General features: G+C 63.0%; 17 protein-coding genes and 1 tRNA gene. 11 read left to right on the top strand and 7 right to left on the bottom strand.

All coding sequences use genetic code 11. The features are described 5' to 3' along the window. Positions 1-48 precede the first annotated feature (48 nt). From AOT96_RS02200 to AOT96_RS35640, 4 genes are all read left to right on the top strand, one after another. Positions 49-1,428: a HAMP domain-containing sensor histidine kinase gene (locus tag AOT96_RS02200; RefSeq protein ID WP_020908630.1), complete on the top strand. Its 1,380-nt coding sequence runs from the start codon at positions 49-51 to the stop codon at positions 1,426-1,428. Positions 1,429-1,654: 226 nt separating this feature from the next. Further along, a complete protein-coding gene (locus AOT96_RS02195; protein WP_228401224.1) occupies positions 1,655-3,148 on the top strand; it encodes a S1C family serine protease in 1,494 nt (497 codons plus the stop codon). 80 nt (positions 3,149-3,228) lie between these two features. Beyond that, positions 3,229-3,726, top strand: a complete 498-nt coding sequence (locus AOT96_RS02190; protein WP_176720912.1) for a MogA/MoaB family molybdenum cofactor biosynthesis protein — start codon at positions 3,229-3,231, stop codon at positions 3,724-3,726. A gap of 6 nt (positions 3,727-3,732) precedes the next feature. Further along, the gene (locus tag AOT96_RS35640; protein ID WP_165639126.1) at positions 3,733-3,909 is read left to right on the top strand and encodes a hypothetical protein; all 177 of its coding nucleotides are present in this window, start codon (positions 3,733-3,735) and stop codon (positions 3,907-3,909) included. Positions 3,910-3,968: 59 nt separating this feature from the next. On the opposite strand, the gene mscL is transcribed toward AOT96_RS35640, so the two are convergent. The 4 genes from mscL to AOT96_RS02170 form a co-directional block, all read right to left on the bottom strand. Continuing rightward, on the bottom strand, positions 3,969-4,391 hold the full coding sequence (mscL, locus tag AOT96_RS02185; RefSeq protein ID WP_030536328.1) for a large conductance mechanosensitive channel protein MscL: 423 nt from the start codon (positions 4,389-4,391) through the stop codon (positions 3,969-3,971). Between the two features lie 99 nt (positions 4,392-4,490). Continuing rightward, entirely contained in the window at positions 4,491-5,237 is a 747-nt protein-coding gene (locus AOT96_RS02180) for an SAF domain-containing protein (protein ID WP_047272494.1), read from the bottom strand. Positions 5,238-5,314: 77 nt separating this feature from the next. Beyond that, a complete protein-coding gene (locus tag AOT96_RS02175) occupies positions 5,315-5,626 on the bottom strand; it encodes an FmdB family zinc ribbon protein (protein WP_003946378.1) in 312 nt (103 codons plus the stop codon). A gap of 111 nt (positions 5,627-5,737) precedes the next feature. Beyond that, entirely contained in the window at positions 5,738-6,316 is a 579-nt protein-coding gene (locus AOT96_RS02170; RefSeq protein ID WP_065351244.1) for a 5-formyltetrahydrofolate cyclo-ligase, read from the bottom strand. Between the two features lie 59 nt (positions 6,317-6,375). On the opposite strand from AOT96_RS02170, the gene AOT96_RS02165 reads away from it, so the two are divergent. From AOT96_RS02165 to AOT96_RS02145, 5 genes are all read left to right on the top strand, one after another. Then, positions 6,376-7,287, top strand: a complete 912-nt coding sequence (locus AOT96_RS02165) for a UTP--glucose-1-phosphate uridylyltransferase (RefSeq protein ID WP_003946415.1) — start codon at positions 6,376-6,378, stop codon at positions 7,285-7,287. Positions 7,288-7,412: 125 nt separating this feature from the next. After that, a complete protein-coding gene (gene glp / locus AOT96_RS02160) occupies positions 7,413-8,672 on the top strand; it encodes a molybdotransferase-like divisome protein Glp (RefSeq protein ID WP_003946353.1) in 1,260 nt (419 codons plus the stop codon). Between the two features lie 21 nt (positions 8,673-8,693). Then, positions 8,694-9,329: a GNAT family N-acetyltransferase gene (locus tag AOT96_RS02155; protein ID WP_007727523.1), complete on the top strand. Its 636-nt coding sequence runs from the start codon at positions 8,694-8,696 to the stop codon at positions 9,327-9,329. 267 nt (positions 9,330-9,596) lie between these two features. Further along, the gene (gene sepX / locus AOT96_RS02150) at positions 9,597-10,331 is read left to right on the top strand and encodes a divisome protein SepX/GlpR (RefSeq protein WP_007727521.1); all 735 of its coding nucleotides are present in this window, start codon (positions 9,597-9,599) and stop codon (positions 10,329-10,331) included. A gap of 102 nt (positions 10,332-10,433) precedes the next feature. Then, positions 10,434-10,509 (top strand) — tRNA-Ala (locus tag AOT96_RS02145). Positions 10,510-10,801: 292 nt separating this feature from the next. On the opposite strand, the gene AOT96_RS35190 is transcribed toward AOT96_RS02145, so the two are convergent. Together AOT96_RS35190 and AOT96_RS35185 are read right to left on the bottom strand one after the other, a co-directional pair. Then, positions 10,802-11,077, bottom strand: coding sequence for a hypothetical protein (locus tag AOT96_RS35190; RefSeq protein ID WP_156778926.1), 276 nt, complete (start codon positions 11,075-11,077; stop codon positions 10,802-10,804). 2 nt (positions 11,078-11,079) lie between these two features. Then, positions 11,080-11,886 carry a hypothetical protein gene (locus tag AOT96_RS35185; protein ID WP_065351242.1) on the bottom strand — a complete coding sequence of 269 codons (807 nt, stop codon included), beginning with the start codon at positions 11,884-11,886 and terminating at the stop codon, positions 11,080-11,082. Positions 11,887-12,064: 178 nt separating this feature from the next. Here AOT96_RS35185 and AOT96_RS02130 point away from each other — a divergent pair, with 178 nt between their 5' ends. Then, a complete protein-coding gene (locus tag AOT96_RS02130) occupies positions 12,065-12,565 on the top strand; it encodes an ImmA/IrrE family metallo-endopeptidase (protein ID WP_003946241.1) in 501 nt (166 codons plus the stop codon). Further along, entirely contained in the window at positions 12,562-13,563 is a 1,002-nt protein-coding gene (locus tag AOT96_RS02125; RefSeq protein ID WP_003946245.1) for a hypothetical protein, read from the top strand. Before AOT96_RS02130 ends, AOT96_RS02125 begins: the two co-directional genes overlap by 4 nt. Positions 13,564-13,623: 60 nt before the next feature. On the opposite strand, the gene AOT96_RS02120 is transcribed toward AOT96_RS02125, so the two are convergent. Further along, a complete protein-coding gene (locus AOT96_RS02120; protein ID WP_003946231.1) occupies positions 13,624-14,040 on the bottom strand; it encodes a helix-turn-helix domain-containing protein in 417 nt (138 codons plus the stop codon). Positions 14,041-14,362 lie beyond the last annotated feature (322 nt).

Here is a 14,362-nt window from a genome sequence, read left to right as displayed (position 1 = left end):
AAGAACGCCGAACCGAAGAAATCCTCCACCACCCAAGCGTCCGTCGAAATGCGCCCGCCGATGCCACTGACCCGTTCGGTGTCATTACGTTGGCGTGTGACGCTGCTCGCCGCGTCGGTGGTGGCCATTGCCGTCGCAGTCATGGCGATCGCTGCCTACGCGGTGGTTTCGCGTGCGCTCTACGCGGACGTCGATCACCAGTTGCGTACCAGGGCAGCGGTGCTGATCGACAGCAATGTCGTGCGATTCGATCCTCGCTACATCTCCGGTGCGACGCTGTACACCACCGACATCAGTGTGGCCCTGATCTTTTCGGACCTGAGCACGTACCAGCCGCCCGGTTCCGACGTGCCGATCGGTGAAGCCGAAGACGCCGTAGCGCGTGGTGAATCGGATTCCTCGCTGCGAACCGTCGACGGTCAGCGAGTGCTGGCTCAACGAACCCATGACGGAAGCACTTTGGTGATCGGTCAGCGGCTCGCGCCGACCGTTGCGGTACTGGACCGTCTGGCCTGGGTGCTCTTCGTGGTCGGCGGGTGTGGCGTCATACTTGCGGCAGTGGCGGGTACTACCGTGGGCCGCACCGGTTTACGACCCATTGCCAGGCTGACTGCTGCCACCGAACGAGTCGCTCGGACCGACGATCTGACGCAGATCCCCGTAACCGGCAGCGACGAATTGGCGCGCCTGACAGAGAGTTTCAACACGATGCTGCGGGCGCTCGCCGAGTCCCGTGAGCGTCAGTCGCGCCTCGTCGCGGACGCCGGACACGAGTTGCGGACGCCGTTGACTTCGTTGCGCACCAACATGGAATTGCTGATCGCGTCCAGTCGCCCCGGTGCGCCGCAGATTCCCGACGAGGACATGGCAGAACTCCGTGCCGACGTCGTCGCGCAGATCGAGGAACTGTCGACTCTGGTCGGCGACCTCGTCGACCTGGCCCGTGAAGACGCACCCGAAACCGTGTACGAGCGCGTCGACGTCAGCGACGTCGTCGAGCGTGCGCTCGAACGAGCGCGGCGCAGGCGCAACGAAATCGAGTTCGAGGCGGTCACCACTCCGTGGTACGTCTACGGAGATCAAGCGGGCCTGTCGCGTGCCGTGCTGAACGTCCTCGACAACGCTGCGAAGTGGAGTCCGAAGGGCGAACAGGTACGCGTCGAAATGCGACCGGTGGGTCAAGGATTGTTGGAATTGACCGTAAGTGATGCGGGACCTGGCATTCCGGAGGAGGATCGGGAGTTGGTGTTCGATCGTTTCTACCGGTCGACTGCGGCACGTTCGATGCCGGGATCGGGTCTGGGACTTGCGATTGTGCGTCAGGTCGTCGTCAAGCACGGCGGCACCATCGCGATCGACGAATCCGATCGTGGGGGAGCGCTTGTTCGTATCGTGCTTCCCGGTGAACCGGGGCCGAGTGCCGAGTAGCGTGTTCTGTAGACCCGTTGGTCCCGCGCTTCGGTGACTGACGTCACGGCTTAATGCGTTCGGCCCGAAAGTCTTTCGGGCCGAGCCGACAACACCGGTTTTTCACGTCGAACTCTGGGTAAAGTGACAGGCACGTCTCAGCGCCTTCTCAGCAGCGCAAGGCAGCATTGTCGGCAGAACAGTTGTGACTGCCCGTCCGGTGGTCACCGTAGACGAAAGCGAGCCGATGACCGAGGACCGTAACGTCGGGCCGACCCGGCCCGAGCAGCCCAACAGCGAACCCACCACCCAGGCGCAGCCGACAGCACCTCAAGCACAGCCGACGGCACCTCAGGCACAGCCCCCCGTGCCGCCGCAGCAGCCTCAGGGGCAGGCGCCTCAGCAGCCGTACCAGCCGACCGAGTCGTTCGCCCGACCCGCCGAAGCCTTCGGGCAGGCACAGCAGCAGCCCACGCAGGCTTTCGGCCACCCGCACGGTGCCCATGAGGCCGCGTACCAGCAGAGCGCCCCGTACGGCGCACCCAACCCTGGTGGCCCCGGCGGCCCGAACGGCCCGGGCGGCGGCCACAATCAGATCCCCGCACCGCTGCAGGGGCCGAACTCCGGTTCGACCACCACCAAGCCGAAGTCGGGACGCATGGCGCTGGTTGCCGGCGCTCTCGCCCTGGTCCTGGTCAGTGGTGGTGTCGGTGGCGTGGTCGGCGCCGTCGTCGCGGACCGCAACGGTGGAACCGCGACGGTCACCAACTCTCTGAACGCTCCGAAGCCCACTGCGACCAACACGTCCAACGCTCCCGCCGGCTCGGTTCAGGCCGTTGCCTCGAAGGTCGTGCCCAGCGTCGTGCAGATCGAGGTAGCCACCGCGCAGGGACAGGGCGGTGAGGGCTCCGGTGTCATCCTGTCCTCCGACGGTCTGATCCTGACCAACAACCACGTTGCCGGCGCACAGGGAGCGCAACTTCGCGTTGCGTTCTCCGACGGAACCAAGGCCTCGGCCACTCTGGTCGGTGCCGACCCCGTCTCCGACATCGCCGTCATCAAGGTCGACGGTCGCAACGACCTCACGCCCATCGATCTCGGCAACTCCGGCGACGTCCAGGTCGGACAGCAGGTGGTTGCCGTCGGGTCCCCACTCGGCCTGGCCGGCACGGTCACCGAAGGCATCATCTCCGCACTCGATCGCCCGGTCTCCACGAGCGGCGAGTCCGGCAACCAGAACACCGTCATCGACGCTCTGCAGACCGACGCAGCGATCAACCCCGGCAACTCCGGTGGCGCCCTCGTCAACATGGACGGCCAGCTGATCGGCATCAACACGGCGATCGCCTCGCTCGGAGCGTCGTCGGGTACCCAAGGCGGTTCGATCGGACTTGGTTTCGCCATCCCGATCGATCAGGCACGCCGCGTCGCCGACGAACTGATCAAGACCGGCAAGGCGACTCAGGCCATGATCGGCGTGACCGTGCCGTCGCAGGACAACGCCGACGGCGCAACCGTCATGGATGTCACTGCTGACGGGCCGGCCGCCAAGGCCGGTATCCCGAAGGGTGCAGTCATCACCAAGGTCGACGATCGTGTTGTCGCAGATGGTGATTCGCTGATCGCGGCAGTGCGTTCACATGCTCCCGGCGACAAGGTCTCGATCACGTACAGCGACGGCGGGCAGACCAAGACCGTCGACGTCACGTTGGGAACCGCGGCAGCGCAGGGCGGTCGATGATGTTCGGCGATCAGCAGACGATCGACCCGATCTTCGGCCAGATCGCAACGGCGTCGGGATCGGACACTACGGTAGGAGTCATGGAACTCGAAGCCACATCGGCCGGCCGCGCTCTGGTCGTCATCGTCGACGATCGCACAGCCCACGGCGACAACACCGACTCCATCGGTCCACTGGTCACGGAACTGCTGAACGAAGCGGGTTTTCTCGTCGATGCGACAGTCGCCGTCGCCGCCGACGAAGTGGAGATCCGCAACGCTCTCAACACCGCAGTCATCGGTGGCGTCGACCTCGTCATCTCGGTCGGCGGTACCGGGGTATCCCCGCGTGACGTCACTCCTGACGTGACCGCTGAGGTTCTCGATCGCGAGATCCCGGGAATTGCCGAAGCACTTCGTGCTTCCGGTCTTTCGGCCGGATCGCTCGAAGCAGGCTTGTCCCGCGGCCTCGTCGGAGTTTCGGGAAGCACCGTGGTCGCCAATCTGGCGTCGACCAGGCCGGCAATTCGCGACGGCATGGCAACCCTGACGGCTTTGGCGAGTCACGTGATCGCCGAGCTCTCCAGCCTCGAGGGCTGAGACAGCTTGTCGGAGCAACGCGATACCCCGAAGAAGCCGTCAGTCGACAAGAAGCGCCTGGCGCGCATCTTCGGGGACGTCTTTCCCGAGACGACGTCGGACGAGCGGGGTCCCGAGGGATCCTCGCGGTCCTCGGACGACGACTGGCTGCGCAGTCAGCGGCCCCCGCACCACGGGGGTTGAGAAGTAAATCAGGCCCCCGGACAATTGTCCGAGGGCCTGATTTGATCTGTGGGCACTGCCTATTCGAGAGTCTTGGCGTGCGCTCCCGTGTCGGCGCCACCGGCATTGGCCGAGAGGATGTCGCGGATCTGGATGAGCAGATCGGTTTCGCTGGCTTCCTTGTCCTCGGGCTCGGAGACGAACTTCTTCTTCGCCGCATTCGCAGGGACGATCAGCACGAAGTAGACGACCGCTGCGATGATGATGAAGTTGATGATCGCGGTGACGACCGCACCGAAGTTCAGGAACGTCTCAGCGGAGTCACCCGTCAGCTGAATGCCCCACCCGTATTCGTTGGCTCCGCCAATCGAAGCGACAAGTGGGTTGATGATATTGCTGGTGAAGGCAGTCACGATGGCGGTGAAGGCCGCGCCGATGACCACTGCGACGGCCAGGTCGAGCACGTTTCCGCGAAGCAGGAAGTCCTTGAATCCCTTGAGCATGTCGGTGTCCCCTCGAGTCTCCGATGGCAAGTGCCAGATGGTCCGTTGATACCGAACCGACTGGAAAAATCCTAGAGGAGCTTCGGACGCTTTGTGCGGTCAGCGGAATGTCACGGTGATCGCATTGGACAGAGATGCCGCGGCTACGACGTTGGCTGCTGGTGTCGGCAGGGCCAGCAAAATCACCTGTTCCTGCTGGTTACGTGTACTTTCCGACGTGGTGACCAACGCGACTACCGCTCCTGCCGCAAGAATTTGTGGGGCCTTGTCTGCAACTGATTCGTTGGGTGTGTCGGGGTGGGGTGTGTCTGGGCGGGATGTGTCAGGGCCGACGGTCAGGACGTCGACGACGTCCCCGCTGCGCAACATGTCCGCGACGGCCGCATCGGCCAATCGGACGGGGACGATGCGGGCGTCGTCGGTTCCTACCGACAACCCGGCCAGCCGTGGGCTGAGAACGCGCACGTCGGTGACGGTTTCTCCGGAGCGAATCGGGCCGGCAACGGTTCTCCCGACTACCAGGTCGGTATCGGAGACAACTCCTTCGGGAAGTTGTTTCGAGTCGATCTCTCGCATCTCGACATCCGAATCCGCAATCACCTGCCCCGGAGTGAGATCGCGGCTCGAGACAACTACGGCGACGGTGTCGGTCGCGGGATCGCCTCGAAAGAAGAGAACAACGCCGAGTGTGGCCAGGACAACGGCTGCGATCTTACGGACTGTCGCCGTGCGGAATCGTGTGCCGCGTGTCAGTTCGACGACGCGATCGAAGGTGCTCGGGCTGAGATCGAGTTGGGCGCGCAGTGGATCGGAGCGCCTCGGCGAGCGAGAACGTGCTGACGGCATTCATGCACGTTAGGGCCGGAAGCGGTGCTTCCGGCCCTAACCATGTGAAACTGTGGACAACCCGGAGGTTGTGGAAATCAGCTCGCGGCAGCCTTTGCGGGCGCCGGCGTGCTGGTCGACGAACTCGATGTCGAAGAGGAGTCCGACTTGGACTCGGACTTCGCAGCGGGTGCCGAATCACTCTTGGCGGGCTCGCTCGCAGTCCCGGAGCCGCCGCGGCTGTCGGTGCGGTAGAAGCCGCTGCCCTTGAACACGATGCCAACAGAGTTGAACAGCTTGCGGAGCTTGCCTGAGCAAGCTGGGCAGACCGTCAGCGAATCTTCGCTGAAGGACTGGACGATGTCGAAACGGTTGTCACATTCCGTACATGCGTATGAGTAGGTGGGCACCGGGCTTCCTCCGCACTGTGATGTTCGAGCAGCCGCGTATTTACACCGCAGCCTTTAGCACTCTACAAGTGACAGTGCCAACAGCGCTAATCAGGGATCTATTCCCGCAGATCAATCGCCTTTGAGTTGCGTGAGGCCGCCGCGCGGCGTCAATGCCCAGCCCATGGGAATGTCGTGGTCGTCGGCAGGCAAGGCCTCGACGAGTTCGGAGTCTCTGACAATTGCCACGAGCCGAGTCTGTGGTCCGACCGACCCTAGCGTCCGGTCGTAGAAGCCTGCGCCACGGCCGAGGCGTGTTCCGCGAAGATCCACCGCGAGAGCAGGGATCAGCATGCATTCCACGTCGGACAGGGTTTCCGGTGGTAGGACGGGTCCGACAGGCTCCCGAATGCCGTACTTCGCGGGACGCAAACCGTCCGCGCCGCTGTACTCGACCCAGGACAACGGTCCCGGCTCCCCGGTGATCGGAAGTAGTACACGCTGAGCGATCTCGGCAACGGCGTCGAGCAAATCGGTGGATCCTGGTTCGGTGCGGGTGGGGACGTACGCACAGACGACCGAGCCGTCGACAATCACTGAACGTATGTGCGTGATCAACGCCGCAGTTTCCGTGTTTCGAGTGTGCTCGGAGACTGCATCACGTGCTGCGAGTGTGATTTGTCGCCATTGTGCTTTTGTCTGAGGTGTCACCCCGCAACGATATTCGTCGTGCTGACCGAGCGGTAACAAGCGGCGGCTAAGGTGTTGGCATGACAGACGTTGTCGCTAGCAGCACGAGGGCCTTCCGTACGGCCGTGGTTCCCGCAGCCGGACTTGGTACGCGTTTCCTGCCTGCCACCAAGACGGTTCCGAAAGAATTGCTGCCGGTCGTGGACACACCGGGTATCGAACTGGTGGCAGGTGAAGCTGCGGACTCGGGAGCCGAGCGGCTCGTCATCGTGACGTCCCCGGGCAAAGACGGCGTGGTTGCCCACTTCGTCGAGGATCTCGTGCTCGAAAGCAAGCTGGAAGCAAGCGGAAAACTCGCTGCCCTGGCGAAGGTGCGCAAAGCGCCGGGTTTGCTCGAAGTCGACTCCGTGATTCAGGAGCAGCCCCTCGGCCTCGGGCATGCAGTCGGTTGCGTCGAGTCGGTTCTCGACGACGACGAAGACGCCATCGCGGTCCTTCTGCCCGATGATCTCGTACTACCGCGTGGCGTCCTGGAGATCATGGCGCGAGTTCGGGCCAAGCGCGGCGGGTCCGTTCTCTGTGCAATCGACGTCCCGAAAGACGCAGTCAGCGCTTACGGCGTCTTCGACGTCGAGATCGTTCCCGACGCGGTCAATCCCGACGTCCTCAAGGTCGTCGGCATGGTCGAGAAGCCGGCTGTGGAAGACGCGCCGTCGACCTTTGCCGCTGCAGGTCGCTATCTGCTCGATCGTGCGATCTTCGACGCACTTCGTCGCATCGAGCCGGGAGCCGGCGGTGAGTTGCAACTCACCGACGCCATCGCTCTCCTGATTTCCGAGGGCCATCCGGTTCACGTGGTGGTGCACCGCGGAACGCGTCATGACCTGGGCAACCCCGGCGGGTACCTCCGCGCTTCGGTGGACCTGGCACTCGACAGTGACGATTACGGCCCGTCCTTGCGTAAGTGGCTCGCGGATCGGCTCGACCGCTGAGCGTGTCGCCACGGTGGTTGATCGCCCGATAACGCAGTATCAATGTGCTTGTCCCTTTTCGGCGGCAAGGCATCATGAGCTGACGGATATCACCGAATTTCCAGACACAGGAGGACGCGGACCAGATGCGGTCGGTTGAGGAGCAGCAGACCAGGGTTACCGCTGCTGCAGTGGCACCCCGTCCGGTTCGGGTCGCCATCTCGGAGGCGCAGGGACTGCTGTGTGCCGAGGAAGTGGTGACCGAACGCCCATTGCCGGGATTCGATCAAGCTGCCATCGACGGTTACGCGGTTCGCAGTGTCGATGTCGCCGGCGCCGGAGCCGACCTCCGAGGCGAGGACGGCGAGCCTACCGACCTCAGCTTGCCGGTGGTCGGTGAGGTGACGGCGGGCTCACGCCAACCGATCCGCTTGCAACCTCGCCAGGCCGTCCGAGTCGACACCGGCGCGCCTTTGCCCACGCTGGCCGACGCAGTTCTTCCGCTCGAGAACACCGACGGTGGTCGCGCTCGCGTTCGGATCTTCGAGCCGGTGCGTTCGGGCGATTACGTTCGCCGTGCAGGCGACGACGTCCAGCCGGGCGACGTGGCCGTTCGGGCAGGCACCATCATCGGAGCCGCACAGGTCGGGTTGCTCGCCGCGGTCGGCCGCGACAAAGTACTCGTCCATCCCCGTCCGCGCCTCTCCGTCATCAGCGTCGGTGGAGAACTCGTCGACGTGGATCGCACGCCGGGGCCTGGTCAGGTTTACGACGTCAATTCGTATGCCCTCGCCGCCGCAGCGCGCGATGCCGGCGCCGACGTCAACCGTGTGGGAATCGCAGGCAACGACTCTCGTCGTCTTCGCGAAGTAGTCGAGGGACAGCTGATTCGCTCGGAAATCGTTGTCATCGCCGGTGCCGTGGGCGGCGGAGCGTCCGACGAGGTTCGTGAGGCGCTTGCCGACCTGGGGACACTCGAGGTGGAGCGCGTTGCCATGCATCCGGGATCGGTGCAAGGCTTCGGAAAGCTGGGAAGGGACGAGGTTCCGACCTTTCTCCTACCGTCCAACCCGGTCAGCGCACTGGTGGTATTCGAAGTCATGGTTCGCCCGCTGATCAGAATCGCGCTCGGACGCCGCCAGCCGATGCGGCGAGTAGTGAAGGCGCGGACAGTGGGAACGATCACGTCGATTGCCGATCGCAAGGGTTTTCTGCGTGGTCAGCTGATGCGTGACGAAGCGACAGGGGAGTACCTGGTGCAGGCCCTCGGGGGCGCGCCCGGTGCGTCCTCACATCTCCTCGCGACCTTGGCGGAAGCCAATTGCTTGGTTCTGGTCGATCGAGACGTCACCGAAGTGCACATCGGTGAAGAAGTCGACGTAGCTTTTCTCGCCCAACGTGGGTAACGCCGACCCGAGTGGGGTGTGATGTCAGTCCATCCAGGATGGCCGGAAGATCTCGGCCCGCTGCGAGTGCCCGCGGGAGTGGTGACCGTCCGCCCCGTGAAGCTCCGTGACGCTGCTGTGTGGAGTCGTCTCCGCATTCGCGATCGCGAGCACCTCGAGCCGTGGGAGCCCACCGGAGAATCGCCCTGGGATGCTCGCCACCACATCACCGTCTGGCCGTCCCTGTGCGGGAACCTTCGCTCCGAAGCGCGCAAGGGCAGGATCCTTCCCCTGGTGATCGAACTCGACGGGAAGTACTGCGGGCAGGTCACCATCGGAAATGTGGTGCGCGGCGCTCTGCGGTCCGCCTGGGTGGGCTATTGGGTCGCCTCGCACGTGACCGGTGGGGGCGTAGCCACAGCTGCCGTTGCACTCACACTCGATCACGCATTCTCGAAGGTCGGTCTGCATCGAGTGGAGGCCACTGTTCGGCCGGAGAACGCGTCGAGTCGCGCAGTCCTACGAAACGTTGGGTTCCGGGAGGAAGGTCTTCTCAAGCGCTACCTCGATGTCGACGGCCAATGGCGTGATCATCTTCTGGTCGGAATGACCATCGAGGAAGTACCCACCACCGTCGTCGACAGATTGGTGCGGTCCGGACGTGCTTCGTGGGTGTGACGAAGACGGCGCCAGAAGCGTGAGAAACGCGAGCTAAACAGCAGTTACCGCTGAGTAGTCCTACTTTCGGGCGGGAAAATGTGGTTTTTGATTCAACCAGAACTCGAGACTTTTGGGACTGAACCGGAAGTTCAGTTCGGTACGCGTGTGACACATGAGTATGGTGGGGTTCGGCGCGTCGGCAACGATGCGAGGGCGTCGGCCGTTAACCTTGACTCGTCAACGGCTGGCATAGGTGCTGGTAGGTGATCGGGAGGAGGCCGCGGCATGCCTAGCTCATTCGTGTGGATCGGGCTGGTGGCCGTGTGGCTGTTCGTCCTGGTGCCGATGCTTGTCAACAAGCGCCCCAGGATCCGGCAGACGAGTGACGCGGCACTCGCGACTCGAGTACTCCACCGCGGCGACAGCAACCCGGTTCAGCGCGGGCCGGCAGCAGGACATCGAAGCGATCCGAACTGGCAACCAGAACCAGTGCGCAGCAGCTACGACGCGGAGGACCAGATGGACACTCACGCAGAAGACGACTACGCCGGCGGTCGTGCACCGGTCGGAGAATTTGTTCCGGTTCGGCGCGGCCGAGGCGGATTCGACCCCGAAGCGGATGCCATCGCCCGGGAGGCGCGGTATGCATTCCGTCAGCGGACATTGCTGGGACTTGCGTTCGTCGCGATTCTCTCGGGCGCTCTCGCATTGATCATCTCGCCGATGGTGTGGTGGTTGTTTGCGCTGACCGTGTGCGGCCTCGGCGGGTACATGGCGTACTTGCGTCGGCAGGTTCGGATCGAGCAAGAGATTCGCCGCCGTCGTACCGAACGCCTCAACCGATCGCGACTCGGAGTCGAATCGCACACCGACGAAGAGCTTCGCCTGATTCCGGCGCGACTGCGTCGGCCAGGAGCGGTTGTCCTCGAGGTCGACGACGAAGATCCGGTGTTCGATCACCTGGATCACTACGAAGAAGAGATCAGGCACACCGAGATGCGTCGCGCGTCCGGTCAGTGATCTTCTGGGCCGATCTCGTCGGGCCGAAAGTTCGTGTCGGGTGATTCCAACGGGAGTATTCGTTCCTGTTAGAGTTGCCGAGCACCGCTGAGGCGGTGGCACGGGGCTGTGGCGCAGTTGGTAGCGCGCTTCGTTCGCATCGAAGAGGTCAGGGGTTCGATTCCCCTCAGCTCCACCAAGAAGTACCAGCGAAAAGGGTCTTTCAACGAAAGTTGAACGACCCTTTCCTGCATTTTCAGGGCCTGCCCGAATTGCGAAGATTCGATCTGAGTGTGCGCCGTTTCATACGATTGCGACCGCTGATCCGGACCGTTGAGCTTCCAAGTGAGGGATGATCCTTGGGCGGATACATGTTTGCCGGAAATGTAACGAGGGTGTGTCCGGTGCGATAGGCACGGTGAGTCTGCCGCAGTTTTCCGCAGGTCGGACGTATGTGTCGGGGAGGAATGTCGATGAGCCAGCCACGACGGCTAGCGATGATGCTTGTTGCTGTGATGTGCCTGATGGGTATCGGCGTCCTTGCCGTATCGGTCTTCCCCGCCATCGTCGCCGCCCAACCTGGCGGCAACAGCGGTGGTGGCAACAACGGCAATGGAAACGGCAATTACGGCAACAACGGCGGCAATAACAACGGCAACGGTGGCGGTCACAACGGCAACGGCGGCAATAACAACGGCAACGGTGGCGGCAACAACGGCAACGGTGGCGGCAACAACGGCAACGGCAACTATGGCTGGCATTGTCACCGTCACAACTGCGGCACGACCGTAATTCCGACACCGACCACGACGACTGAGCCGACGACGACTGAGCCGACGACGACTGAGCCGACGACCACGACTGAGCCGACGACGACTGAGCCGACGACGACTGAGCCGACCACGACGACTGAGCCGACGACGACTGAGCCGACCACGACGACTGAGCCGACGACCACGACTGAGCCGACGACGACTGAGCCGACGACGACTGAGCCGACCACGACGACTGAGCCGACGACGACTGAGCCGACCACGACGACTGAGCCGACGACCACGACTGAGCCGACCACGACTGAGCCCACGACGACTGAGCCGACCACGACTGAGCCCACGACGACTGAGCCCACGACGACTGAGCCCACGACCACGACTGAGCCCACGACCAACCCTTCGGCGTCGCAACGTCCGAGCAGCAGCGCTTCCCCCGCGACCAACGCAACTTCTGCGACCAACGCAACTTCTGCGACCAACGCAACTTCGCAGACCGAGAGTCCTTCGAGCCAAGCACCCTCCGAGACACAGTCTCCTTCCGAATCGCAGCCGAGTTCCGAGCAGTCGTCCGCGGTAGCGGCTCCGCCGGCTGGACCGTCTGATCCGCAGGGACCGTCAGCGGGCGGCGGAGCGCCTGCACCCTCTGCCGGTGGACCGGCAAACGCTGCGCCGGGCGCAGTCGCAGCACCATCTGCACCCGAGGTTCTGGCCGCACCCGCACCCGTAGCTCCGCAGGTACCGTCGAATGTTCCGAACGTCGCGGCTCCGACTGACAACCCGCAGGCGTTTCCGACGGCGTTCACTCAAGGGCTTCCGCCGATTCTCAACGCCGCCGCCGTCGCCGGCGGTGTAGGCGGAATGGCAGTGGTAGCGGCCGGTGCGGGAGCACTGACTTTCCGCGGAGCATCGCTGCAGAAGGCACGATTGGCTGCCGCGCGTGCCGAATTCCTGGCACCCGGATCACAGGGAGGTGCGTGAGTCGTGCCGGACAGACGTTCACATCGCCGCGTTCTGGCCGCGGTGGATGCCGTATGCGACGCAGCAGCGTCGTCGGAGGCAGTGTCACTGCTGACGGTGGTGCAGACAGTCGCCCGCGAGCGTGGGCGCCCGATCGAGATCGATCTGGAAACCCCTCTCGCCACCGGAGTGTGCGGTCAGCGCCGGGCCTACGACGACCACGACGTCATCGTTTTGGCTCCCGGACTACCAAATGTCGAGCGGACTCTGGCACATGAGTTGGGGCACATAGTGTTTCGCCACGAGGGTGCCGAGATCGCCGAGGCGACGCTCGAGGTCAGTGACGATTTGATCGCCTACATGTTGAGTCAACGTTCTCTGCGGCGCAACGAACCCGTGCCGATGGACGACATCGCGGAGTGGGAAGCCGAGACGTTCGCGTCGATGTTGATCATGCGTCTGCGAACGATGAGTGGCCGTGGGACACCGCTGTCGGTGTTGCGGTACGACGAGGCGATCGGATGATCTTTTGGGCTGTGGCCCTTCTCGTCTGGGTTGCAGCCGGCGCGAGACTGGGTCGAGTTGTCGCGCGCACCGCGACGCCGTTGCGGATGTCGATGGTCTTTGCAGGCTTCTCGGTCGCATTGTCGTCGACGGTCATGGTGCCGGCGGTATGGGACATCGTCGATCGCATTGCGCCGGAGCAGCATGCCGCCGCGATGATCGTCATCGTCTTGTGGACAGCGTTGTCTGCGGCCAGTGCAGTCGGCGCCGTGTCTGCGTGGCCGGTGATGTCACGTCCGGCTATGCGCGGCCTCGCCACCGTGCTGTACTCGGTGGGGCTCCTGGTGGCGATCGCGGTTCTCTTCGGCTACCCGGCGCCGGCTCTGATCTTTATCATCGTCGCTCTGTCTCTTGTCATTTCGACGGGGCTACGGCACGTTGCGTGGGCGCCGTTGGGGCGCGGAATCGCGTTGATCGTGACCGGTTCGTCGATCCTGCTCGTCGTGGTCGTCGTGATGCTTGTCGAATCGATCGGTGGCACCGGCGCACTCGAATCGGATATCTGGACGGGCGCAGGGGTGTGGTTCATCGCTGCCTCGAGTGTTCTGATTGCGCTGGGCATCACGTGGGTGCTTCTCGAGACCTGGTTACGTGCGCGACGAGATCTGTACCGGCTGCGGCGGATGCACGCGCTTCTCGTCAAGCGATTCCCCGAGGTAGTCGACGCGGACAGCGCCGGGAGTACGTCTGTGCTGCGGGCATCGGACATGATCGCGCAGATCATGGATGCGATGTACATCCAGTCCGGCGCCGGGATGTTCGACGTCGGTGGTCAGGAACCGCCGCGGGCCGTCACTGCACACGCGGGGATTTTGGCGGGGTGGATCGCCGATCCCTTGGCCTCGGATGTGTTGGACACCAGGTGGATTGCGCCTCCTGAGAAGATGTCGGCGCGCCGATGGGTGTTGTTGTTGGCGAAAGAACTCGATGAAACGACAAAAGTAGGTCGACGTTCGTAGTCGACCTACTCCATGTCATTGCAGTGCTCGAGATCGAGTCAGTGCTTCAGCACGTTCACATCAGCGTGACGCGTCAGGCGGAACCTCTGGCAAACCTTCACTCGCGCGGAGCTTTTCAGCCATCGTGGTGAGTAGATTCTGCGATTCTTCCGAGAGGTCGAATGCACGGCTCGAGAGGCGGCGAAGCCCGTAGCCTTGGAGCTGTGAGAGCAGTTCGAGATCGTGATCGATCTTGGCTGCGTAGATGTCGTTGAAGAAGTAGTCGGGCTTCACCTTGAAGAACCGGGCGAAGGCTGCGACTGTCTCGTCTGAGGGGTTGGTGCGCTGTCCCGAGCGGAGCTGCGAGATGTACGGCTTGGAGATCTGATGGCCGTCTTCGATGAGCGCTGCCGCAACCTCGGCGTTGGTATGGGGTTTGCGCCCCGGAGGATGAACACTGTCGAACAGTTTGTTCAATCGTTCTGCAAAGTCAGCCATTGTGAACCGCCCCGTAATCCTCTCTAGCTAGCAATTGTCCGTTCAGTGAATCCTACGGTATCACGCGGATAACCGATCGGTAGCTCACCGTAGTCTGTTTAGTGGACTAGTTGTCAAATGTGTCCGAGATTCGATTCGTCCGGCCAATGAGTGCTCAGCTATGTCTCAGCGCACATTGAGTTTCCGCCACACGGAAATGTGCAGCTACGACTGCGCTATTCGAACCTTCCAGTACTTGGCCAATCTGCCCAATATCAAACCTTTTACCCGTTTTGGCGATATTAGCTATGCGTTAGCCTGGTTTTTCACAACTATTTCGATT

It is taken from the genome of Rhodococcus sp. 008 (assembly GCF_001682295.1).
GTDB classification, from domain to species: domain Bacteria; phylum Actinomycetota; class Actinomycetes; order Mycobacteriales; family Mycobacteriaceae; genus Rhodococcus_F; species Rhodococcus_F qingshengii.
This window is presented reverse-complemented; position numbering and strand designations above follow the sequence as displayed.

Bases quoted from the DNA above. Each gene is read 5' to 3' on its own strand.
- AOT96_RS02195 (WP_228401224.1), top strand. From the start codon at position 1,655: ATGACCGAGGACCGTAACGTCGGGCCGACCCGGCCCGAGCAGCCCAAC.
- AOT96_RS02125 (WP_003946245.1), top strand. From the start codon at position 12,562: ATGATCTTTTGGGCTGTGGCCCTTCTCGTCTGGGTTGCAGCCGGCGCG.
- AOT96_RS02200 (WP_020908630.1), top strand. From the start codon at position 49: ATGCGCCCGCCGATGCCACTGACCCGTTCGGTGTCATTACGTTGGCGT.
- mscL (WP_030536328.1), bottom strand. From the start codon at position 4,391: ATGCTCAAGGGATTCAAGGACTTCCTGCTTCGCGGAAACGTGCTCGAC.
- AOT96_RS02180 (WP_047272494.1), bottom strand. From the start codon at position 5,237: ATGCCGTCAGCACGTTCTCGCTCGCCGAGGCGCTCCGATCCACTGCGC.
- AOT96_RS02120 (WP_003946231.1), bottom strand. From the start codon at position 14,040: ATGGCTGACTTTGCAGAACGATTGAACAAACTGTTCGACAGTGTTCAT.
- glp (WP_003946353.1), top strand. From the start codon at position 7,413: ATGCGGTCGGTTGAGGAGCAGCAGACCAGGGTTACCGCTGCTGCAGTG.
- AOT96_RS02190 (WP_176720912.1), top strand. From the start codon at position 3,229: ATGGAACTCGAAGCCACATCGGCCGGCCGCGCTCTGGTCGTCATCGTC.
- AOT96_RS02155 (WP_007727523.1), top strand. From the start codon at position 8,694: ATGTCAGTCCATCCAGGATGGCCGGAAGATCTCGGCCCGCTGCGAGTG.
- AOT96_RS02165 (WP_003946415.1), top strand. From the start codon at position 6,376: ATGACAGACGTTGTCGCTAGCAGCACGAGGGCCTTCCGTACGGCCGTG.
- sepX (WP_007727521.1), top strand. From the start codon at position 9,597: ATGCCTAGCTCATTCGTGTGGATCGGGCTGGTGGCCGTGTGGCTGTTC.